The sequence below is a fragment of the Formosa bonchosmolovskayae genome (assembly GCF_051016085.1).
Classification (GTDB): Bacteria; Bacteroidota; Bacteroidia; order Flavobacteriales; family Flavobacteriaceae; genus Formosa.
Genome location: NZ_CP174605.1, coordinates 3,056,011 through 3,076,957 on the forward strand (window position 1 = coordinate 3,056,011; position 20,947 = coordinate 3,076,957).

At 34.0% G+C, this 20,947-nt stretch carries 17 protein-coding genes and 1 other RNA gene; 8 read left to right on the forward strand and 10 right to left on the reverse strand.

The window, feature by feature from the left end; all coding sequences use genetic code 11:
* Nucleotides 1–68 precede the first annotated feature (68 nt).
* Nucleotides 69–812 (forward strand): YoaK family protein, encoded by a 744-nt coding sequence (locus ACKC83_RS12985; RefSeq protein ID WP_434035831.1) that lies wholly within the window; start codon nucleotides 69–71, stop codon nucleotides 810–812.
* 480 nt (nucleotides 813–1,292) lie between these two features.
* The gene (locus tag ACKC83_RS12990) at nucleotides 1,293–3,113 is read left to right on the forward strand and encodes an SLC13 family permease (RefSeq protein WP_434035832.1); all 1,821 of its coding nucleotides are present in this window, start codon (nucleotides 1,293–1,295) and stop codon (nucleotides 3,111–3,113) included.
* Between the two features lie 38 nt (nucleotides 3,114–3,151).
* On the opposite strand, the gene ACKC83_RS12995 is transcribed toward ACKC83_RS12990, so the two are convergent.
* Nucleotides 3,152–3,829, reverse strand: coding sequence for a class I SAM-dependent methyltransferase (locus tag ACKC83_RS12995; protein ID WP_434035833.1), 678 nt, complete (start codon nucleotides 3,827–3,829; stop codon nucleotides 3,152–3,154).
* Between the two features lie 122 nt (nucleotides 3,830–3,951).
* Between ACKC83_RS12995 and ACKC83_RS13000 the strand changes: the two genes are divergently transcribed.
* Complete coding sequence (locus ACKC83_RS13000) at nucleotides 3,952–4,794, forward strand: hypothetical protein (RefSeq protein WP_434035834.1); 843 nt, start codon at nucleotides 3,952–3,954, stop codon at nucleotides 4,792–4,794.
* A gap of 117 nt (nucleotides 4,795–4,911) precedes the next feature.
* Here the strand turns inward: ACKC83_RS13000 and ACKC83_RS13005 are convergent, their stop codons facing one another.
* The 4 genes from ACKC83_RS13005 to ACKC83_RS13020 all read right to left on the reverse strand — a co-directional run bounded on the left by ACKC83_RS13005 (nucleotide 4,912) and on the right by ACKC83_RS13020 (nucleotide 11,402).
* Nucleotides 4,912–6,345: a hypothetical protein gene (locus ACKC83_RS13005; RefSeq protein ID WP_434035835.1), complete on the reverse strand. Its 1,434-nt coding sequence runs from the start codon at nucleotides 6,343–6,345 to the stop codon at nucleotides 4,912–4,914.
* Nucleotide 6,346: 1 nt separating this feature from the next.
* A complete protein-coding gene (locus ACKC83_RS13010; protein WP_434035836.1) occupies nucleotides 6,347–7,021 on the reverse strand; it encodes a phosphoglycolate phosphatase in 675 nt (224 codons plus the stop codon).
* A 260-nt stretch (nucleotides 7,022–7,281) separates the two neighbouring features.
* Nucleotides 7,282–9,756 carry a TonB-dependent receptor gene (locus ACKC83_RS13015; RefSeq protein ID WP_434035837.1) on the reverse strand — a complete coding sequence of 825 codons (2,475 nt, stop codon included), beginning with the start codon at nucleotides 9,754–9,756 and terminating at the stop codon, nucleotides 7,282–7,284.
* Nucleotides 9,756–11,402: a M23 family metallopeptidase gene (locus ACKC83_RS13020; RefSeq protein WP_434035838.1), complete on the reverse strand. Its 1,647-nt coding sequence runs from the start codon at nucleotides 11,400–11,402 to the stop codon at nucleotides 9,756–9,758. The genes ACKC83_RS13015 and ACKC83_RS13020 overlap by 1 nt, the downstream gene beginning before the upstream one ends.
* Before the next feature lie 221 nt (nucleotides 11,403–11,623).
* Here ACKC83_RS13020 and ACKC83_RS13025 point away from each other — a divergent pair, with 221 nt between their 5' ends.
* The 4 genes from ACKC83_RS13025 to rny all read left to right on the forward strand — a co-directional run bounded on the left by ACKC83_RS13025 (nucleotide 11,624) and on the right by rny (nucleotide 14,046).
* Nucleotides 11,624–11,914, forward strand: coding sequence for a hypothetical protein (locus ACKC83_RS13025; protein ID WP_434035839.1), 291 nt, complete (start codon nucleotides 11,624–11,626; stop codon nucleotides 11,912–11,914).
* Nucleotides 11,915–11,934: 20 nt separating this feature from the next.
* Entirely contained in the window at nucleotides 11,935–12,228 is a 294-nt protein-coding gene (locus ACKC83_RS13030) for a cell division protein ZapA (protein ID WP_382381573.1), read from the forward strand.
* A gap of 54 nt (nucleotides 12,229–12,282) precedes the next feature.
* Nucleotides 12,283–12,410, forward strand: a non-coding RNA gene (ssrS, locus tag ACKC83_RS13035) — 6S RNA.
* A 61-nt stretch (nucleotides 12,411–12,471) separates the two neighbouring features.
* Nucleotides 12,472–14,046 carry a ribonuclease Y gene (gene rny, locus ACKC83_RS13040; protein ID WP_414034301.1) on the forward strand — a complete coding sequence of 525 codons (1,575 nt, stop codon included), beginning with the start codon at nucleotides 12,472–12,474 and terminating at the stop codon, nucleotides 14,044–14,046.
* A gap of 298 nt (nucleotides 14,047–14,344) precedes the next feature.
* Here the strand turns inward: rny and ACKC83_RS13045 are convergent, their stop codons facing one another.
* The 4 genes from ACKC83_RS13045 to ACKC83_RS13060 all read right to left on the reverse strand — a co-directional run bounded on the left by ACKC83_RS13045 (nucleotide 14,345) and on the right by ACKC83_RS13060 (nucleotide 17,817).
* Nucleotides 14,345–15,310 (reverse strand): alpha/beta fold hydrolase, encoded by a 966-nt coding sequence (locus tag ACKC83_RS13045; RefSeq protein WP_434035840.1) that lies wholly within the window; start codon nucleotides 15,308–15,310, stop codon nucleotides 14,345–14,347.
* 43 nt (nucleotides 15,311–15,353) lie between these two features.
* Nucleotides 15,354–15,746, reverse strand: a complete 393-nt coding sequence (locus ACKC83_RS13050) for a septal ring lytic transglycosylase RlpA family protein (protein ID WP_434035841.1) — start codon at nucleotides 15,744–15,746, stop codon at nucleotides 15,354–15,356.
* 53 nt (nucleotides 15,747–15,799) lie between these two features.
* The gene (locus ACKC83_RS13055) at nucleotides 15,800–16,324 is read right to left on the reverse strand and encodes a DUF4251 domain-containing protein (protein WP_434035842.1); all 525 of its coding nucleotides are present in this window, start codon (nucleotides 16,322–16,324) and stop codon (nucleotides 15,800–15,802) included.
* A 164-nt stretch (nucleotides 16,325–16,488) separates the two neighbouring features.
* The gene (locus ACKC83_RS13060) at nucleotides 16,489–17,817 is read right to left on the reverse strand and encodes a glycoside hydrolase family 1 protein (protein ID WP_434035843.1); all 1,329 of its coding nucleotides are present in this window, start codon (nucleotides 17,815–17,817) and stop codon (nucleotides 16,489–16,491) included.
* Nucleotides 17,818–18,033: 216 nt separating this feature from the next.
* Between ACKC83_RS13060 and ACKC83_RS13065 the strand changes: the two genes are divergently transcribed.
* Nucleotides 18,034–19,041, forward strand: coding sequence for an LLM class flavin-dependent oxidoreductase (locus tag ACKC83_RS13065; RefSeq protein ID WP_434035844.1), 1,008 nt, complete (start codon nucleotides 18,034–18,036; stop codon nucleotides 19,039–19,041).
* Nucleotides 19,042–19,190: 149 nt separating this feature from the next.
* Here ACKC83_RS13065 and ACKC83_RS13070 read toward each other — a convergent pair whose 3' ends face one another.
* Complete coding sequence (locus ACKC83_RS13070) at nucleotides 19,191–20,759, reverse strand: serine hydrolase (protein ID WP_434035845.1); 1,569 nt, start codon at nucleotides 20,757–20,759, stop codon at nucleotides 19,191–19,193.
* Between the last annotated feature and the right edge of the window lie 188 nt (nucleotides 20,760–20,947).

Genomic DNA, 20,947 nt, shown 5'->3' on the forward strand with positions numbered 1-20,947 from the left:
AAAGAAGTTTATATTAAAACAGAGACCAATTAAATTTAAGCGGTTACTCCATAATAGAACCATAACATATGTTTAGACATCAAGGAAAAAGTCGAACTAAAAAGCATAACCTCCGTATTGCGACTATCTTATCTTTTGTAGCAGGTATTGTAAATGTTTCCGGATTTCTTGCGTTTAAACAGCTTACAACCAATGTTACCGGTCACTTTGCACTATTTATATACGACGTCTCAAACCTTGAGTTCTGGATTGGTACCATTTACTTCCTTTATATATTTTCCTTTTTATTTGGGTCTTTCCTTTCGAGTTTTCTCATCGAAAAATTTAAAGAAAGTAAACAACTCAATGTTTTCGTTATACCCACACTAATAGAGTGTTTGGTATTGACGTCTATTGGGTTGCTTAGTAATTTTGTAGAGATAGATTATGCCGACTTTATTGTTTGTCTACTGCTTTTTGCGATGGGCGTACAGAATTCATTCGTAACAAAAATTTCAAATGCAGTGGTTAGAACAACGCATTTAACAGGACTTTTTACAGATTTAGGAATAGATATCTCGCAATTATTTTTTCCAAAACTATATCCCAACCGTGAAAAGTTAAAATCTCAAATTAAATTACGAATCTACATTATTTTGTTCTTTTTTGCCGGCGGACTTATAGGAGGATTCTTGTATTCTGAAATGCATTTTGGTTTAAATACATTAATTTTTGCAACTCTAATATTACTTGGTAGTTTGTTTTTTGATGATTTTAGATATAAAATTATTAAAACGAGAAGGAAATATACACGCAAAAGGATAGTGTCTTAATTTTATATTTATCTACGCTCAAGCACATTTTTAAAAACAGTGCAAAACTCAGAATGTTCATGAAATGTCGAATGTTTTTTCTGCCACTAGGTATTAAAATGAAATCTTATGATGTGTGTAAGTTGTTTATTTTAAAAAGGTTTATTATCTACTTAAAGTTCTTCATGTTTTAGAGTATTACAAAATCTATCACAGTTATATAATCCTTTTGAGTTAAAAATAACAAATGGGTGTATCTAAATTTTACTTAATTTAGATTGTACGAAAGCATGTAATAAATTGGTTTTCTTGTTTTTAAAAAAAGGTATCATAGATAAAATATTTTGGAGAGACTTGAAACTAAATATTTGGAGACAAGTTCTATGTATCAACAGGATATTAGGTTATAGCTCTAATCCTACATTATCGAAGAATTACCTTTAGAAAAATGCTTTTTAGACACCTTGAAATGGATTTTTATTAATAAAATAGAGTGTGCTTATGACCATCGAAATAGTTATCATATTTGTTATTTTGGGATTAAGTCTTATTTTCTTTGCGCTCGAGCTTTTCTCTATAGATAAAATTTCCATTTTCGTATTGGCCTCACTCTTACTTGCTGGTTTTCTTTCGCCAGAAGAAGCACTTACAGGATTTAGTAATACAGCCACAATTACTATTCTTATGCTCATGATTATCGCTACTGCTATGGAGCAAAATGGTGTGATAAATATGCTATCCGAATCCATGACCAAGTTAAAAGGATTGCCTCTATTACTACTTATTCCTGTTATAATGTTTATAGTCGCGGGTATATCTGCGTTTATTAGTACTACCGCAGTGGTAATTGTATTTGTAAAGCTTACCAATGAGTTACACCAACGTTATGGGATTTCACAATCTAAATTGTTATTGCCCATTTCTTTTGCTGGTATACTGGGAGGTAGCTGTACATTAATGGGAACGTCTACCAACTTAATTGTAAATGCAATTGCCGAGCAAAGTGGTGTACCAAAATTGTCGTTTTTCGAGTTTACTAATTACGGACTAATTTTTCTTGGAGTTGGCGTGGTGGTGGTAACCGCCTTGTCGTTCTTGCTACCTTACGATTCTAAAAAGACCAAAAATTTTCAAAAGGAACTTCAAGATTTTATTACAAAACTATGTATTAATAAGGAGTCTACGTTAATAGGTAAGACTATTGGAGAAACTTTCTTATTTACAAATCCGAACGTGCAATTACTTAAAATGACACGAGATGGCATCACTACAAATGCGCCAGGAAAATACATCACACTAAAAGAAGATGATATTTTACTAGTAAACGCGAGTATGGATAATTTATTGAAAGCGAAAGAAACAGAAGGCATTACTTTATTTAATGAAGTTATACCGGGAGAACATGAAGATGAAGATAATCCAGATCAAGTAAAACGAGAGGTAAAGAAAGACACTCACATTGTAGAGCTTTTAATTCTTCCTAATTCTAATTTGTTGGGGTTACGTTTAGGGGATATAAAACCGGCCATGATTATGGAGGCTAATCCGCTAGCTATAAAAAAGCGGATTAATATGCGCAATACCAAAGAGCGGCTTATTAGAAAACGTGAAGATAAAATCAGGTTAAAAGTAAGCGATCGCTTGTTAATTCAAATCGACGAGGATGAAGTAGATAAATTAGAAGGCATAGAACATGTGGTAGTTATGCAACAACTATCAAGTAGCACGTTCCCTAATGCTCGTAAAAAGTATATATCGCTAGCTATTTTAATCCTGACCATCGGGTTAGCAGCGACGGGTCTGTTTCCTATTGTTAAAAGTACAATTATTGGCGTTTTTCTTTTACTCGTATTCAATTGTTTAAAATTAAATACGGTGTATAAAGATATTAATTGGGAAGTTATTTTTTTATTAGCGGGTTTGATTCCTATTGGGATTGCCATGAAAAATACTGGAGCAGAAGTATGGTTGTCAGAAAATTTAATTGGTATGCTTCAAGGTCAAAGTCCGATGCTAGTTATTGCTGCACTGTTCGGAATTACAATGCTGTTTAGTGGGGTGATTTCTAATAATGCAACAGCTATTATAATGACACCCATTGCACTTTCTGTTGCTGCGGGTTTAAATTTAGATCCTAAATTTTTTATCCTATCTGTATTGTTTGCTTCCAACTTTAGCTTTTTCACACCTATGGGGTACCAAACCAATACCATTATTTACGGACTTGGTATTTATTCCTTCCGCCACTTTGCAATTATAGGTGGTGTGTTATCCGTTATATTATGGGTGTTGGCCACATTTTTGTTTTCGGCTAAAATATAAGGAAAGACATTATCTGTTTTTAGTTTAGCTCTAATCAGTTAAAATAAGGTATAACAGTTTGTCACGATAACACTTTTACCATCTTTTAAAGGAAGAGATGCTAAGAAAGAAACCTCTTTAACCTTAAAATTAAAGGGTGGCTCTAAAATGTTGACGCCACTTCCATTTTTCAATCGAATACCTTGGCCGGAAATTATATCTATGTTCGGTGAGAAATGAGACGCTGGTAAGTGTTCAGTGAGTATAACATATTTAAAAATTGTTAGCTTATTTAAGATGTTTTGAATTTCTGAATTTGAGAGATGTTGAAGTACTTGTCTTAAAATAGCACAGTCTCCATGAGGTAACTCGTCTACAGCAAGATCTAGGCATTCAAATATTAAATTATCCGTTTTAAATGTTTCTTTGTTATGAATAATAAGATCCGAAACAATATCTACTCCAATATAACGGCTTGTATAGTGCACTAATTGTTTCCCAATGTTAAAATCGCCACAGCCTAAATCACATACCTGTAAAGCGTTGCTGTGTTGTTTTAAAAAAGAGATTACTGCTTTTATATACGGATTAACAAAATCGGGATGATGAGAACCTTCTCCAGAATAAAATGTTGTTTGATTATCTCCCCAAAGTTTCATTTCATAAACCTGTTCCATAGCCGCCTTTGTAGGCCACGGTGTTTTTTTTCTTTTTTTGTTAGACGAATTTTCAGTCATTGGTTTTAATCTAAAATAGGTTTAAATATAATACTAATATTTAGGTTATATATGTATTCAAATTTAGGTGATGACCATAGTTAGTATACTTTCATATTATTTTTTTAATGTATGTTTGTAATATGAGATACTTAGAGAAATTTACACCGATTTATTTTATACTCTTTACTTTTGTGTTGTGCTTAGGTTGCAGTTCTGATGATACGAATGGAGATTCTGATGACGACGATATTGCAGAAGAAAAAATAGCCCTGACAAGCTTTGATATGCTAACGAAAGACCATACATTTTCTGTTATAAAGTCGGATGTTTTTTCTGTAGATTCTTTGGTGGTATGTCTTTTTCCTGCGCCTGTAGATTATGCTAGCATAAGTCCTCTAGTTAATTTTGAAGGTACCAGTATTTCGTATCGCATAAATAACGAATCGTTTATTGAATACTCCGAATCGGTAAACAACAATATCGATTTTAGTTATCCTAATGTTGTAGATTTTAAAATCTCAAATTCAGACGATACAGAGTCTAAAGTATATAGAATTATTGTTGATACAGAGCAACCTATTTTATTTGCGAATTCTGAAATTACGATTCCAGATTCTCCGGTAAGTAGTAATTATAACGGTTTAAATATAGATACGTGGAGAAATGTTGGAAATTACCCAATTAGACTGACGTATAGAACTACGGAATATGTAGATGTTGAAACCCCGGAAACAGGTTTAAATAATATTTTTAGTACAACCTTAACCACTGCATCTGATATTATCAATCCGAATGAAGAGGGGCAAGTTAACGTTTTTACAACAAATGCTACGATACCTGGATCTTACGCTTCTACGGCTTTATTTAACCTGAATTTTAATGAAAATTTAGGCTATATTGTTTACGATGACACCACAAATACATATGTGAAGGATATCGGATATGCAAAGGCGACATTGAAGTTAAAAGGGACCATGATTTAATCGGTCTTCACAACTTGTAAAAAGCTCATGGTAATCGGTTGCCATTTCAAAATTTATTTTTTGAAGAATCTGCCAGATTATAATCCGAGTTGTATTCTTCAAAAAATATTAGAAGTATTATTCTTTTTCAATAACTAATCGCGACAAGGCTTCTGGGTAACCGCGCTCAATAGCGAGTTCACGCGCCAAAATATCAATGTCCATTTTAGAAATACTATCTAATAAAGTACTTGAATTTAAAAGTGTTTTAATTGCAGGAATAATATCTTCTTCTTGCATTTTTGTTAAAATCTGATTGGCTACCGTTAATGCAGAAGATGCTTTAACAATTTCACTTCTAGCATAAGATTTGCAAGGGAAACTAACTTCACCAACTCTTAAACTTGGATCGTTCCCAGGTATTTGCTGTGCGCCATATAAAGGCGGGCCACCAACTTGGGCAGATTGAAACGACGGGATGTATTTAGCGACTGAATCGATGGCGTTTTCAGTTCTGCTTTTAATTTCTTCAGTGTCCCAACCATAATCTAGTTTTTGGGTAATGCCGGCGTCAAATTCGGGTTGCGACATATTATCTTTAGATTGTACTAAGCCATGTTCAAATAAGGTAATATCGTTAGTCATACCGTGAATCTGATAATAATCGTCGCAATAGGGCGTAAGTTGTGTCATGCCGTGCGGAGTTCCGCGTTCTCCATGAAAAATAAGTTCTGGGATTAATCCAGGAATGGGTTGCCATTTTGAAACATAGGCCGCTTTAAATTCAATTAAACGTTCAGAGTTAAGATGTAAAGATTCGTCGAATGTCCCTGTTTTAAAACCACATGAATTCACCAAGTATTTCACTTTGTATATCTCATCTTCCGTGTGTATTTCCCAGTTGTAGCCTAAATTATCATGACTAACATCTTTAATAGACGAAACGTTAGTATTGGTTTTTAAAGAACACTTCTCGGTTTTAGACAATGCTAATTGTGCTTGAGCGCCTAGTCTAAATAAGTTCCAACCAAATTCTTGGACAAGGATTACAGGTGTTTTTAATTTAGTATAATCAATTAAATGTATCGTATTTATCATCCATTCATCGGCTGATTTTGGACGAGCAATCGCTGGACGATTTGCTAAGGTGGCTAAATCTTCCTTAGTGTATATTTTATAGTATTCTTTAGGAGCTCCAAGGATGGCGTTAGAAGGATCTTCAGCAATCAATTCGGAGTAATAGGCCACTAGCATCTCAAGACGATGTTCAATATTATCTAAGCTGTATTTTTCCGATTTAGGAACACTAATAAATGTTGGTCTTTCGTCTATAGATTGTGGAAATAATTTTGCCATTTCTATAGATTGCTTCATTAGTATTCTACATTGTGCTTCAGAAATATCTGGATATAAATTTCCGCCGGCATGTAAATGACAAAAAGGAGGTCCGTTTACAACACTATTTTCTTGTTCGAATAAAATAGAATCGATGCCATTTTCGGCCAATTGCAAAGCGGTTACTACTCCTGAAACACCGCCACCTATAATACCAACATTGTAAATTTCGCTCATATTAAAAAAGCTTTTGAAGTTCCGAAAATTGGTCTACTACTTGTGTCGGGTTGTAATCTGCTATATTCTCGTTATAATTGTATCCGTAACTCACACCAATGCTGTGCATATCTGCATTTTGGGCTGCAAGAATATCGTTTTTAGAATCGCCAACCATAATAGATTTTTCTATAGTGCTTCCTAGTTTATCTACTAAATGAAATAGAGGTGTAGCGTCTGGTTTTTTCTTAGCTAAAGAATCTTCACCAACCCATAGGGAAAAGAAGGATTTAATCTCTAATTTATCTAAAATAGGTTCTATAAAACTAAATGGTTTATTGGTGCAAATAGCCATTTTATAGCCTTTTTCCTTTAAATAAATTAGAGTATCATGTACACCGGGATACATAAAAGTGTCTTTGCAAGTCATCGCTTTGTAGGCTTCAAAATATATTTTAAAGGCTTCTTTTAAAAAATCTTCAGAAATGTCTTTATCAGGCATAGCAAATTCCAAAGCGCGTTTAACAAGTGGTTGGGCTCCATTTCCTATAAATGGAGTTACTTGAGCAATGGTTAAAGCAGGTGCTTTATAATGCGATAACATTTTATTTACGGCTAAGGTAAGATCTGGAATACTATTGATAAGCGTACCATCAAAATCGAATATGATAAGTTCTTTGTCTTTAAAATTCATCATGTGTATTTTAACACAAAGATGCGGAAGTTTTAATACAATAGTAAGTGTTTAACATACTTTTGAATACAATAAACGGTTAACGATCTATTTTTCAATTTATGATAATAAATGAATGTATACGTCATGATTATTGCTAGATTCTATGCCGTTTTTTAAGACTCCTTAATTGGTAAATGATCAAATATTAGGATGTTTTAACGTATTTAATTCATTTTTTAAAGGATGTATTTTAAACTAGGTGTATTTTTTCTTTAAGCCTATTAAAATGTCATTGTCGTTCTCACATTAAAAACTCTCGGCGTTAGGTAATTTGGAATGGCATATTGGCGTTTGCTATAGACATCGCGTACCCAAGTATTGGTGATTGAGTTTTGAGCATCAAATACATTGAAAATTTCGAAGCCTACAGATAGATATTTAAATGGCTTTTTCCATCCGCTGTCAAAGGCTTTGCTTTCATCTACTATAACGTACTGTAATCCTAAATCGGCTCGTTTATAATCCGGTAATCTGTTCTGGTAGTCGTATGGGTCTGCGTAACTCGGTGAACCTCCAGGTAAGCCAGTATTATAAACTAGGTTTAAATACATTTTCATTTCTGGCATATTGGGCACATAATCCTGGAATAACGCCCCAAATTTTAAACGCTGGTCTGTAGGTCTAGCAATAAAGCCACGATCATCTATATTTTCTTCAGTTTTTAAATATCCGAAACTAAACCATGATTCTGTTCCTGGCACAAACTCTCCGTTAATACGTAAGTCCAATCCGTAGGCATAGGCTTCAGCATTATTATCTGCTTGGTAGCGTATACGTACATTTTCTAAAGTATACGGATTAACATCTGTCATCTTTTTGTAATACGCTTCTGTGGTTAATTTAAAAGGACGTTCCCAAATTTGAAAACTATAATCGTTTCCTGCTACAAAATGAATGGATTTTTGCGCTTTCACATCGGGATTTACGGTTCCTGTAGAATCTCTTAATTCTCTGTAGAATGGAGGCTGATAATATAATCCTCCAGAGACTCTAAACAGCATATCGTGTTTCCAATTGGGTTTTATTGCGAATTGTCCACGCGGACTAAATACGGTTTGAGACGATTTAACGATATCATCGCCATTTACAGTCCAAGAGTGGGAGCGGATTCCGGCATTTGCCCACACCTCGTGCTCACCAATTTCAAATCGACGACTCCATTGTACATACGCTTGAAGTCTATTTATAGTTGTATTATTTGTAGCGCGTACATTTTGAAAAGCAACCAATGGTCCTTCATAAGCTTCGTAAGGCTGATTGTTTGGGTTTCTAAATTTTGGCGGATTTATAGAAAAACCAGCTGAATCTATAATTTCCCATTCTACTAAGCGGTCTCGAATATCTTCATTTGTAAGTTTAACCGACCAGTCGAAATCATTTCCGTTGGTTGTGTAACTTCCTTTGTGTTCTATGGTCGAAATTAAGGCGTCTAAATCGTTACGTCCGTGATTTAATTGGCCGCCAATTCCTTCACTGTATTCCACTTCTCCTAAATCTTCGTCTCCAATATTGCTATTAACTTCCCCTAAGCGATATTGTGCTAGAATATCGAAATACTCTTCTTCCGTAGTATGGTAAGAAGATCCTATAAGGTGCAATTTTAAGTCATCACTAACGTCGTAAGTAGCTTGTAACGCTCCTAAAAGGGTTTGATAAGCATCTTTTTCTTGTCCGTCGTAAAAAACTAATAAGGCAAGCGGATTATTTATAGTTCCAAAATTAGTCTGGCGCGTTTCGGGTTCGTAATTGTATTTATTTATAGAGGCATTTCCTAAAAAGTTTAGACTAAATTTATCTGTAAACTGATAAGTTAAATAGGTTTGTATGTCTGCAAATTTCGGATCGTAATTGGTTTGAGTTTCTTTGGCATCTACCAATAAACTATTATCGCGGTATCGCATTCCAACCAACGCGGTTAGTTTTGAATCTTTACTAACGCCTTCAACGGTTAAGCTTCCTCCAAGTAGACTTAAGTCGGTATTAATAGCAAAATCCACAGGTTTTCTATAGGTAATATCTAAAACAGAGGATAATTTATCGCCGTATTTTGCTTGAAATCCACCAGCCGAAAAATCTACATTCTGAGTCATATCTGCATTTACAAAACTTAAACCTTCTTGCTGTCCTGAACGTACTAAAAAAGGTCTGTACACTTCTATACCATTTACGTACACTAAATTCTCGTCGTAATTTCCACCACGAACCGAATACTGAGTACTTAATTCGTTATTACTACTTACTCCTGGCAGTGTTTTTAAAAGGTTTTCAATACCTGGATTTGCCCCAGGTATTTTACGAATTACAGCAGGATTTAAATTTACAATACCTTGAACATCTTTACGTGTGGTTCCCGATAAAATAACCGTTTCAATTTGTTCTACATTGGGATTCATTACTGGATTAAATTCAAATAACTCACCGTTTTTTAAATTAAAACTAGCAGTAATAGACTTAAATGATACATGTGAGTAGGTGGTGGTAATGTTTTTACTATCAGGTATTTTAATGGCATAAAATCCGTTTTCGTTAGATTGTGTTCCAATATTATCTGCGGTAATGTTAACGTTAGGAATAGGATGATTTAATTCGTCTAAAATAACACCTTGTACCGTACCATTTTGAGCTATGGAAAACAAGGGAATTAAAAAATATAATGCGTTTAAGAGTAAACGATTGTAGTTGTGAGTTGTGTTCATTATTTTCTGTGAAACCGAGCTTCAAAAGTAGAACTATTTCCTACATTATCGGTAACTATTAGTTTAAAATCGTTGTGGGGCTCTGTGCTTATTTGGTCGTTAAAATCGTAAGTTAAGGAATTCGATTTGTATTCGTATTCCATTAAAATCCACTTTCCGTTAATTGTAGCTCTATAATCTGAAATGCCAGATAAATCATCTGTAATTTTAACCTTTAGAGTTTTAGCATTGCTAATCCACTGCTCGTCTTTAAAATTAATTGGAGTGATTTTGGGTGCAATAGTATCCGAAGCAATGGTATAATATCCTAAACTTTTAGTTAATGTACTTAAGGTATTTTCTGCTCTAGTTGTAGTCGAATATTTTGGCCATTTTTTATAACCGACTAATTCTGCAATAAATAATTTCTCTTTGTCTGCCTCGTTATATTTAGTAATGTCGAAGGTTATATTAAAACTTTTTCTTGCGGCATGACCTATAGGAAGTAACTGTAAGGTGTCGTTAGTACTTTTAAAATCGATAAAGAAATCGTCGTAAAAGGTGTCCTTGTAAAAGGTAACAGTGGCGTTCTCTTCGGCTAAAGTTGTGGCCTGGTTAGCGTATATATAATTTGGGGTAACTTCGTAAGCCTTTTTTAATACGTCCTGACTGAATTTACCGTCGATAGGTACGGTAACCCAACTTTCGTTATTACGAAAATCGCTTACTTTTATTTTGTAGACACCCGAAGTACTGTCGGTAATAGTTAGATATCCCTGATCAATAGTGTTTTTGTATAGACTTAAGCCATTGTTGGTATCGATAAATAATTTCTGAATTTTATCTTTTTCAGTTTTGTAAATATCATAATCAATTAAGCGATTAATATCGTTAGTTTCGTAAAAAGAAAAGGTGCTAAAATCAATTTCAAAATTAGTACTTCCATTAAACTGTGTGTGTATGTTATACACACCATTTTTATTATTCGCTAAATCCTGACGGTCTATGGTCTCAATACCGAAACCAATTTTACCAACTGCAGTAATAGATTCTGCCATATAGTTTCCATCTGCTAATCTAGTAATTCTGATAGGTTGCTTATTAGCCGATTTATTAATTTGGGCGTCTTCGCTAATGGGGTAGGCGTACAAGCCACTAATTAATGGTTTTGTGGTGTCCTTGGTGTTAATTCCAAATAACATCGGATTCATAGGATGTTCATTCTTATCTCTTATTTCGAAATGTAAATGAGGACCTGCAGAGCTTCCTGTGTTACCGCTATAGGCAATAAGTTCTCCTTTTTTAACAACCAACGCTTTAATAGGAGGAAACAATTCGATGCCATAAGTTTCTTGCTCGTATTGGCGTTCTTTTAAATACGCTTCTATTTTTGGAGCGAGTTTAGAGAGGTGTGCATACACTGTTGTATATCCGTTAGGATGTGTAATATAGAGTGCTTTACCGTAACCAAAAGGTGAGATTTTAATACGACTTACAAAACCATCGGCAGAGGACAAAACTTTTAAACCTTGACGTTGTTGCGTTTTTATATCCATACCCGAATGAAAGTGATTGGATCGCAACTCTGCAAAAGTTCCTGCAAGCACAATTGGAATCTCTAACGGATTCGCAAAATAATCTTGAGGATAAGGATTTTGTGAATACATTATAAGCGGAAGAAAAATAAATAAGAATAAGGGAATTCGCATATATGAAAATTGAGGCACTAAAGTAATTATTTGATGCCAATATGCAAAGTATAAATTTACATTAGGCTCACATCATATTGAAAATGAGAGTTAACGAAGTATTTTAAATTTTATAGGCAAAACAATTGTTATTTTTCCCAAGGTATCTTAACTTTGTGAGATAAGTATGGTAATTGCAAATGAGTAATATTGAAGAAATTGTAGATGCTCTAGAAGTTAAAATTAGCAAGATGCTACGCAAAGTTAATGCGTTACAGCAAACAAATGCTAAGTTAGAAGAGGATTTAATTCAATCTCAGAACAACCTTCAATTGAAACAGCGAGAAAATGAAGCTTGGGAAGAAAAATATGAAGCGCTCAAAATTGCAAAAAGTATGCTTGGCAGTGACGATAATACAAAAGAAACTAAGCTTAAAATAAATTCATTAGTAAGAGAGATAGATTATTGTATTTCACAACTCTCTGAATAATGTAATCATACATTGATTTTATGTCAGAGATGCTGAAAATTAAACTTTCTATTGCTAACAGAGTATACCCGTTAACGATTGCTCCAGAGCAAGAAGAGGGTTTGCGTAAAGCGGCAAAGGAAATAGAAGCAATGATTAAACAATTTGAGCAAAGTTATTCTGTTAGAGATAAACAAGATGTTTTAGCGATGTGTGCTTTACAATTTGCATCTCAAGTAGAACAAAAACAAATAGATAAAGAGTCTGTTAGTGAGCATGTCGAAGAGAAGTTAGTGGCTTTAAATCGGTTGTTACACGAACAATTAAATTCTTAACGTTCTTTAAAATAAACACAGTTACTGCCTGTATTGGTCATTTTTTTTTGATAAACTCAACGTTAATTCTTTAAAGAGGGTGAGTTTAAGTTGTAAAAGCATGCTGCTAGTATTGAATACGTTCAATATTTGGGCAGATCCTTGATCAGCTTGTTAGCCCTAAACTTGTTTTTAAGGAGTTTATACAAAACTATAAAACCGATACAGGCTTTTTTTATATATAATAATTACTAACCTTAACCCATGGATAACTCAATTATATTGATTGCAGGAGGGGCGCTACTTGGCGTCATCATAGGCTTTATCATAGCCAGAACATTAGAGAAAAGCAATGCCGCTAAAGGTATTTCAAGCGCAAAAGCAGAAGCGCAACGAATTATAAAAGAAGCTACTAGCGATGGAGAATCCATCAAAAAAGATAAAATATTACAAGCTAAAGAAAAGTTTATAGAGCTTAAATCTGAGCACGAAAAAGTAATTTTAGCACGTGATAAAAAAATGGCTGATGCCGAAAAACGTACTAGAGATAAGGAGTCTCAATTGTCTAACGAGCTTTCTAAAAACAAAAAACTAAATTCAGAGATAGAAGTTAAAATTAAAGATTTTAACTACAAATTAGATTTCTTAGATAAAAAAGAAGCAGAGATAGAGCGCTTACATAAGAGTCAGATTGATCAATTAGAAGTTATTTCTAGTTTATCGGCAGAAGAAGCAAAATCACAATTAGTAGAATCTTTAAAAGGTGAAGCTAAGAATGATGCTTTAGCGTTTATACAAAGTACGATTGAAGAATCTAAGCTTACTGCACAACAAGAGGCAAGAAAAATTATAATCAACACCATTCAACGTATCGGTACAGAAGAAGCAGTAGATAATTGTGTATCTGTATTTAATATTGAAAGTGACGATGTTAAAGGACGTATTATTGGTCGTGAAGGACGAAATATTCGTGCTATAGAAGCCGCTACCGGAGTGGAAATTATTGTAGATGATACGCCAGAAGCTATTATCTTATCATGTTTTGATTCTGTTCGTCGTGAGGTTGCACGTTTATCGTTACACAAATTAGTAACAGATGGACGTATTCACCCAGCACGTATCGAGGAAATTGTTAAGAAAACAAGAAAACAAATTGAACAAGAAATTATTGAAGTTGGTAAACGTACAGTAATCGATCTTGGAATTCATAATTTACACCCTGAGCTTATTAAAATGGTAGGACGTATGAAATACCGTTCGTCTTACGGTCAGAACTTACTACAACACTCGCGTGAAGTTGCTAAGCTTTGTGGAATCATGGCCGCAGAATTAGGCTTAAATCCTAAATTAGCTAAACGTGCTGGATTATTACACGATATCGGTAAAGTGCCAGATGCCGAGGCAGACATGGAAACACCGCACGCTATTTTAGGAATGCAGTGGGCTGAAAAGTTTGGAGAGAAAGACGACGTTATAAATGCTATTGGAGCACACCACGACGAAATCGAAATGAAATCGTTATTAGCACCAATTATTCAGGTTTGTGATGCCATTTCAGGAGCAAGACCAGGAGCAAGACGTCAAGTTTTAGATAGTTATATCCAACGTTTAAAAGACTTAGAAGATATCGCTTTCGGTTTCCCAGGAGTGAAGAAAGCTTACGCTATTCAAGCTGGTAGAGAATTACGTGTTATAGTTGAAAGTGAAAAAGTAACTGATCAAAATGCATCGGATTTATCATTCAACATTTCTCAAAAAATCCAAACGGATATGACATATCCAGGTCAAGTAAAAGTGACTGTAATTAGAGAAACAAGAGCAGTAAATATTGCAAAATAGTACGTATAGTACATATTTTATACAACAAAAAAAATCCAGCTATTTAGCTGGATTTTTTTTGTTTAAACACTACCGGTAAATATTTAGGAGATCTACATAATAATATCTAAACGGTTTGCCAGACATTATATTTAGAGTGGCTATTTTGGTTTAATTCCTTTAAAACATCGATCTACTTTTATTAAAAGGCTAATGTAATTTTAGATATGTGCGGACATAAAAAAACACATTAAATGTCGTGACTAGATCATTTTAATGTGTTTTTATTTTATGAATATGAGTGCTTCTAAATCTTTTTTTAAGATTTTAAGAAGGTAAGTAGCGGTTTAATAAAACGCTCAAAACTTTCAATATGCGGTAAGTGTCCAATATGATCTAACTCGACCAATTGTGCATTTGGTATTGCATCTCGTGTCTTTTTACCTAACTCATTATACAGTCCCATGGTTTTTCTTACAGCCTCAGATACTAAAGGCTTTCCTAAAGCAGTTCTATCTCGAGTCCCTATAATAAGTAAGGTTGGTGAACTTATTTCGCTAAATTCGTACACTACTGGCTGAGTAAAAATCATGTCGGAGGTTAAGGCTGCATTCCAAGCAACGGTTTCATAATCAGAATTTAAAGTCCAACCCGCTAATAAATTTACCCACTGGTCGTATTCAGGTTTCCAATTATTATCGTAATAACTAACCAACTGATATTTCTTTATGCTTTCGTAACTCTTCTTTAATTCACTTTTATAATTCTCTTCAACCGATTGGTAAGGTGCTTTCAATTTCCAATCTTCTAATCCGATTGGATTTTCTAAAATCAATTTTTCGGTAATATCTGGATACATTAAAGCAAATCGGGTAGCCACCATACCACCCATGGAATGACCTAAAACTGCGGTTTTTGTAATATTTAACGTGTCTAAAACAGCTTTTGTGTTTTGTGCGAGTTGCTGAAAGGTATAGTGAAAATGATCTGGTTTAGACGATTTTCCGAAACCAATTTGGTCTGGAACGATCACTCTAAATCCGGCTTGCGTTAAACTTTGGATGGTTGTTTTCCAGTACGCTCCATTAAAATTCTTACCATGCAATAGCATAACATTTTTACCATTGTAATTAGATGGTTTTATATCCATGTAAGCCATCTCCAAATCCTGATTTTGAATATGAAGATCAATTTTTTTAACCTCGTATGGATATTCGTAATTAGATAATTGTAAATCTAACCATTGTAAATCTTCACCTTGTGCTTGGATGAGATTTTGAGACATTATAAGTATTGTGAAAAGTAAAATTGTTTTTTTTATCATAATCTTAATTACTGTTTTTTGTGGGTATGCTTTTTATAAAATAATCGTCTAAGACTTCTAGTTTTACTTCGGCAACCCCTTGATTTATTAAGTCTAATTTTTTTGCGGCAGCTTCAGAAACATCTATTATTCTACTTTTAGTATGTGGACCACGGTCGTTGACTCTAACGACTACAGATTCACCATTGGTTAAATTTGTAACGATTACTAAAGTGTCGAATGGTAATGTAGGATGTGCTGCTGTAAGATAATCTTTATTGTATTTTTCTCCGCTTGCTGTATTTTCTCCATGAAACGTATTACTATAATAAGACGCAACTCCTGTAGTTTGTGCAAGTGCGAACTGACTAGAAAGTGCAATACATAAAATAGATATAAATTGAATTATAATTTTCATATTGGAAAAGATACAACAATAGGTTTAAATAATTTTTTTAGCGCTTTATAGAATTATTCTTCAGTTTTAGTCGGGATAGGTTTTAGGATACCGTCGTAACTAATACTATTTCTATTACTACTATAAATAGTTAAAGATGCTGACTCGAGACTATATACTTGTAGCGTAACTGTTATTTTTTCATTTTTATTGGAGGTCGCATATTCTATAGTAGCTCTTCGTTTTTTATCGTTATAATTTACTTTGTAATCATTATATGTATTATCGAAAGAAATACCACCATCGCCACCATAGTTAGCTATTTGTACAATCCCAAAATAAGGTAATTCTGCTTTAGTTTGTGTACTATCTACAACTAAATAATTTGGGTTTCCAATTAAACTGATGCGTCTTCCTTTTTGGGTTGTGGCCCATTCGCCTTCAAAAGTAAAATGTTTATCTTCAATTAGCGATTTTACCTCTGCATATTCATGTTCCTGCTGTTCTAATTTTGCAGCTTTTCTTTCAGCTTTTGTTTGGGAGAAGGTGAACTGTATTCCAAAAACTAAAGCAATAATTAAAAAGATGTGTTTTTTCATGATATTTAATTTATTAGTAAGTAACAAATGATGTACCAAGATAAAAAATATGCTTTAATTTTATTTTTTAAAGATTTAAAATTAAGAGAATAAGAGCGTTAAATTCAAAAATTCTGGGTACAAATGTGATAAAGTATGGTGTTAAGGTATCGATTTTAAGCAGATTAACGTTTACTTAGAAATCGTTTTAACCATAAACCCGATTTTTTAACGGTGCGTTTCTGAGTTTTAAAATCTGTATAAATAATACCAAATCTTGGTTTAGTACCTTCTGCCCATTCAAAATTATCGACCAATGTCCATATAAAATAACCCTTAACAGGAATATTATTTTCAATAGCTTTAAGCGTGTATTTAAAGGTCTTTTTAAAATAGTTAATCCGATTTTTGTCGTTTACTTTTCCCTCAATTAATTCATCTTCAAAACACACACCAGATTCGGTTATGTAAATGTTTTTAATTCCCGGATAGGCATTGAATTTCTCTAAGACTTTATATAATCCTTTAGGATATATTTCCAAATTCATCGCGTTTATTTTGACGTCCCTTTTTTCGGCAGGGACTTCTTGAGCAAATAGAATAGGAGGGAGTAAGCTGAATTTTGCGACAATTTTAAAGTAATATTGCAGGCCAATAAAATCGAAATCGAAAGGCATTAATTCCTCATCTCCAGGTAAAACATATTTTTCAATTCGATTTAAACCAGGAATGGCATCCATGGGATAGCCTAAACCTAAAGTGGGTTCTATAAAAAATCTGTTGACTAAGGCATCTATCCGAGCGGCCGCTTTTTTATGGATAACACGGCGGTTAAGTGGTGAAACATGTGAGCATGAAAACGTAGTGCCGATAATAGCGTCTTTAACATTTTTACGGACAATTCTTCCGCCCATGGATTGGCAAAGTGTAGCATGATGTGCGGCGGGTAAAAAGTTTTTAAACCCTTTTTTACCTGGAGCGTGCATGCCTAAAAAATAACCTAATCCAACAAAACTCATAGGTTCATTTAAGATAATCCAAGTTTTTACTGTGGCGCCGTATTCTTTAGAGCAGAATTCGACATACGTTTTAAACCAATTTAAAATCTCTCGATTTGTCCATCCGCCCTGATCTTCTAGTGCCTGTGGTAAGTCCCAATGGTACAAGGTAACCCAAGGCTCTATATTTAAGTCTATACAGGCTTGTATAAGGTCGTGGTAAAATGCTACGCCTTCTGGGTTGATTTCTCCAATACCGTGAGGAAATATACGAGACCACGATATAGAGAACCTAAAGCAATCTAAATTAAGGGCTTTAACTTTTAAAAGGTCCTCTTTATAGGTGTTATAAAAGTCTGTTGCTGTATTTCCATTTCCTTTTTTAAATGATTTACGATTTGTGAACGTATCCCATATTGAAGGGCCTTTACCATGTGTGTTGTATTCACCTTCATTTTGGTAAGAAGAAATTGCTGTACCCCATTTAAATGATTTTGGAAAATGTTTAGATTTCATGAGTTATAGGTATCTCATAATTAATTTAGTAAGTATATGTTAGCCTAAAAACCCTAAAATTAGGGTTTCCCTAGATAGCTTACCACATTTAAACTTTAAGAATAGATTAAGTTTAACTTAAGTTTTCTTCCTGTAAATCTTCATAAATTTGCTCTTTATAATACATTACAATTTGTAAGCAATATAATTACAATATTAAACCTAATTTATAGTCGTATGAGTGCTAAAACATTAAATAATATAAAATATTCAGTATTAGATTTAGTTCCTGTTACTAAAGGAAATTCTGCGCAACATGCCATGAGAAATGCTTTAGATTTGGCGCAACACGTAGAAACTTTAGGATATTCTAGGTATTGGATTTCGGAACATCATAATATGGATAGTTTGGTAAGTTCTGCAACCGTGGTTTTATTAGGTTATATTGCTCAAGGCACGACTAAGATTAGAGTGGGTTCTGGAGGAATAATGTTGCCAAATCATGCGCCATTAGTTGTTGCAGAGCAGTTTGGAACATTAGCAACCCTGTATCCGGATCGTATAGATTTAGGTTTAGGAAGAGCGCCAGGAACAGACCAACGAACAGCCATGGCTTTGCGTCGCGATCGTCAGGAAAGTGTTCAGGATTTTCCGAATAATATTCAAGAATTACAGAATTATTTTACAAATGAAGATCTAGGCGAACCTGTAAGAGCGATCCCTGGAGAAGGTTTAGATGTACCTATTTACTTACTGGGTTCCAGTACATTTAGCGCAGATTTAGCCGCAAAAAAGGGATTACCTTATGCATTTGCGAGTCATTTTGCACCAGCACAATTATTTGATGCATTACATATTTATAATAATGCGTTTACCTCATCGTCGGCTTTACAACAACCTTATAGTATGGCTTGTGTAAATGTTATTGCAGCCGACACCGATGCCGAAGCGCATGTATTGGCTACCAGTTTATATCAATTAGCTATGGGAATTATTACTAATGTGCGTCGCCCGTTACAACCTCCTGTGGAATCTATGAGTGGTGTTTGGAGTGAGGAGCAAAAAGCTATGATTACCAATATGCTACATTATACATTTATTGGATCTAAGGAAACCATTGAAAAAGAACTCAATGCGTTTGTATCCAAAACTCAAGTGCAAGAACTTATAGTCGTGTCTCATATATACGACCATGAAGCACGTAAAAAGTCTTATAAAATTTTAAGTGAAGTATTCACCTCTTAAAATATTTGGTAGCAAATCTTAAGAGGTGATGTTATCACTATTCTTCAAAAAAGAAGTTATGGATTTCAATTATGCTTCCCCGACCGATTTGAATTAGATAATATCTGATAAATTTTACGGCCTTTCGTATTCAATGAGTGTATAAGAGTTTAATCGATTCGTTTTAAGTTAAGATCTTGAAAATCGAAACTAAAATCTATATTAGGTGATATGCCTTTCATTTTAATTTGCATGGCTTTTCCTTCTTCATCTAAATTAAAGATGGCAAAGGCATCGCAAGGCATTTCGGTATATTCCCACTTTACAGCAAATGTGGTCGCCTTATAAAAATACATTTGTCCGTTTAATTTAGGAGAGCGCATAGAGGTAAACCAAAGAGATCCATTTTTTTCTGTAATAGTAATGTCTCCAAACCAAGGATCGTTATAAGTTCCGATATAATTTTTAAAATCGATTTTAATCTTTTTATTAGCCTCTACAGTTTTCCAAACAGCTGTGGTTACTTGATCTCCTTCTTTTTCTTGAAGCTGACTGTAATTTGATAATTCCGTAATCCAATCTTTTTTATCAATTCCTAAATACATATCTAATATGGTCTCTGGAATGGAATAAAAGGCATATCCTCCAGGGTCTGAGTTTGTTAATACTACAATACCTAAATTTAGTTCAGGAACTAAAATAGTTCGCGATAACATGCCCGGTAAACCGCCAGTATGTTCTGCAATTATTCTTCCTTTTTTATCCGAAATTTCCCAACCTAGTCCATAAGCAGAAAAGTGATTTTCAGTTCTCTTGTCGGCATATAATTCGAATCCTGTCATGGTGTGTGGTGCCCACATTTCTAATTGTCGGGCTTCAGTAAACAAGGCTTTAGACAATTCTGGACCATATTTACCCGCATTAAGTTGCATTAACATCCACCGACTTAAATCGTGTACACTCGCATTAATACCACCAGCGGCGGCAACAAGCTCACCACCATCGTAGGCTTTTATTTCTGTTATTTCATTATTATAAGAACTATGTGGTATCGCTATATTGGCCTGCGATTCGATACGGTCTACAATAGGGACACTATTTTCCATACCTAGTGGATTGAAAATTCGGGTTTGAATAAAATCAGACCAAGATGTTCCAGTGATTCTAAAAATAACTTCTCCTGCTACGAGGTATAATAAATTGTCGTAATCGTATTTGGTTCTAAATGCTGAAACAGGTGTTTGGTATTGAAAGCTATTAATAACATCGCCTATCTTGAAATCACCCCCACCAGGAAATATCATTAAATCTCCTGCGCCTAATCCCAAACCACTTCTATGGGTAAGTAAATCGGTAATTGTAAAATTTGAAGTAACATAGTCGTCGTACATTTTAAATTCAGGAATATAATCTATGACGAGATCATTCCACGATAATTTACCTTCATCTACCAAAATAGACAAGGCTACCGAAGTAAAGGCTTTAGAATTCGAAGCAATGGCAAATAAAGTATGTTCATTTACTGGTGCTTTGGTAGATATCGATTTTACACCATATCCTTTAGAATGCAAAACTTTTCCATCTTTTACAACAGCAACAGCTAAACCTACATTATTTTTTAAATTCATAGATACAGCCACTAAAGAATCTATTTGAGAATTACTTATGCTCTGGGATTGGGCAATAAAGCTGTGTAAAACAAAGATTAAGAGTAATGTGGTGATTTTTAATTGAGACATAATAAATGATTTGTTGCGGTGCATATTAAAAAGGATTTAAAAGTATAAAAAATTACGTTCTATATCCTATTTTTTTACTGGGCTTGAGTGGACTTTAAGTAGTATAAATAATTCGAAATGCATAGTCTAGATAACTACAATAAAAACGAAGACTAGAATTTATAAAATGGATCGAAAAAGTTTCAAAC

What these genes read in the sequence shown, in the direction of transcription:
- ACKC83_RS12985 (WP_434035831.1), top strand. Translation starts at nt 69, where the DNA reads ATGTTTAGACATCAAGGAAAAAGTCGAACTAAAAAGCATAACCTCCGT.
- ACKC83_RS12990 (WP_434035832.1), top strand. Translation starts at nt 1,293, where the DNA reads ATGACCATCGAAATAGTTATCATATTTGTTATTTTGGGATTAAGTCTT.
- ACKC83_RS12995 (WP_434035833.1), bottom strand. Translation starts at nt 3,829, where the DNA reads ATGACTGAAAATTCGTCTAACAAAAAAAGAAAAAAAACACCGTGGCCT.
- ACKC83_RS13000 (WP_434035834.1), top strand. Translation starts at nt 3,952, where the DNA reads ATGAGATACTTAGAGAAATTTACACCGATTTATTTTATACTCTTTACT.
- ACKC83_RS13005 (WP_434035835.1), bottom strand. Translation starts at nt 6,345, where the DNA reads ATGAGCGAAATTTACAATGTTGGTATTATAGGTGGCGGTGTTTCAGGA.
- ACKC83_RS13010 (WP_434035836.1), bottom strand. Translation starts at nt 7,021, where the DNA reads ATGATGAATTTTAAAGACAAAGAACTTATCATATTCGATTTTGATGGT.
- ACKC83_RS13015 (WP_434035837.1), bottom strand. Translation starts at nt 9,756, where the DNA reads ATGAACACAACTCACAACTACAATCGTTTACTCTTAAACGCATTATAT.
- ACKC83_RS13020 (WP_434035838.1), bottom strand. Translation starts at nt 11,402, where the DNA reads ATGTATTCACAAAATCCTTATCCTCAAGATTATTTTGCGAATCCGTTA.
- ACKC83_RS13025 (WP_434035839.1), top strand. Translation starts at nt 11,624, where the DNA reads ATGAGTAATATTGAAGAAATTGTAGATGCTCTAGAAGTTAAAATTAGC.
- ACKC83_RS13030 (WP_382381573.1), top strand. Translation starts at nt 11,935, where the DNA reads ATGTCAGAGATGCTGAAAATTAAACTTTCTATTGCTAACAGAGTATAC.
- rny (WP_414034301.1), top strand. Translation starts at nt 12,472, where the DNA reads ATGGATAACTCAATTATATTGATTGCAGGAGGGGCGCTACTTGGCGTC.
- ACKC83_RS13045 (WP_434035840.1), bottom strand. Translation starts at nt 15,310, where the DNA reads ATGTCTCAAAATCTCATCCAAGCACAAGGTGAAGATTTACAATGGTTA.
- ACKC83_RS13050 (WP_434035841.1), bottom strand. Translation starts at nt 15,746, where the DNA reads ATGAAAATTATAATTCAATTTATATCTATTTTATGTATTGCACTTTCT.
- ACKC83_RS13055 (WP_434035842.1), bottom strand. Translation starts at nt 16,324, where the DNA reads ATGAAAAAACACATCTTTTTAATTATTGCTTTAGTTTTTGGAATACAG.
- ACKC83_RS13060 (WP_434035843.1), bottom strand. Translation starts at nt 17,817, where the DNA reads ATGAAATCTAAACATTTTCCAAAATCATTTAAATGGGGTACAGCAATT.
- ACKC83_RS13065 (WP_434035844.1), top strand. Translation starts at nt 18,034, where the DNA reads ATGAGTGCTAAAACATTAAATAATATAAAATATTCAGTATTAGATTTA.
- ACKC83_RS13070 (WP_434035845.1), bottom strand. Translation starts at nt 20,759, where the DNA reads ATGTCTCAATTAAAAATCACCACATTACTCTTAATCTTTGTTTTACAC.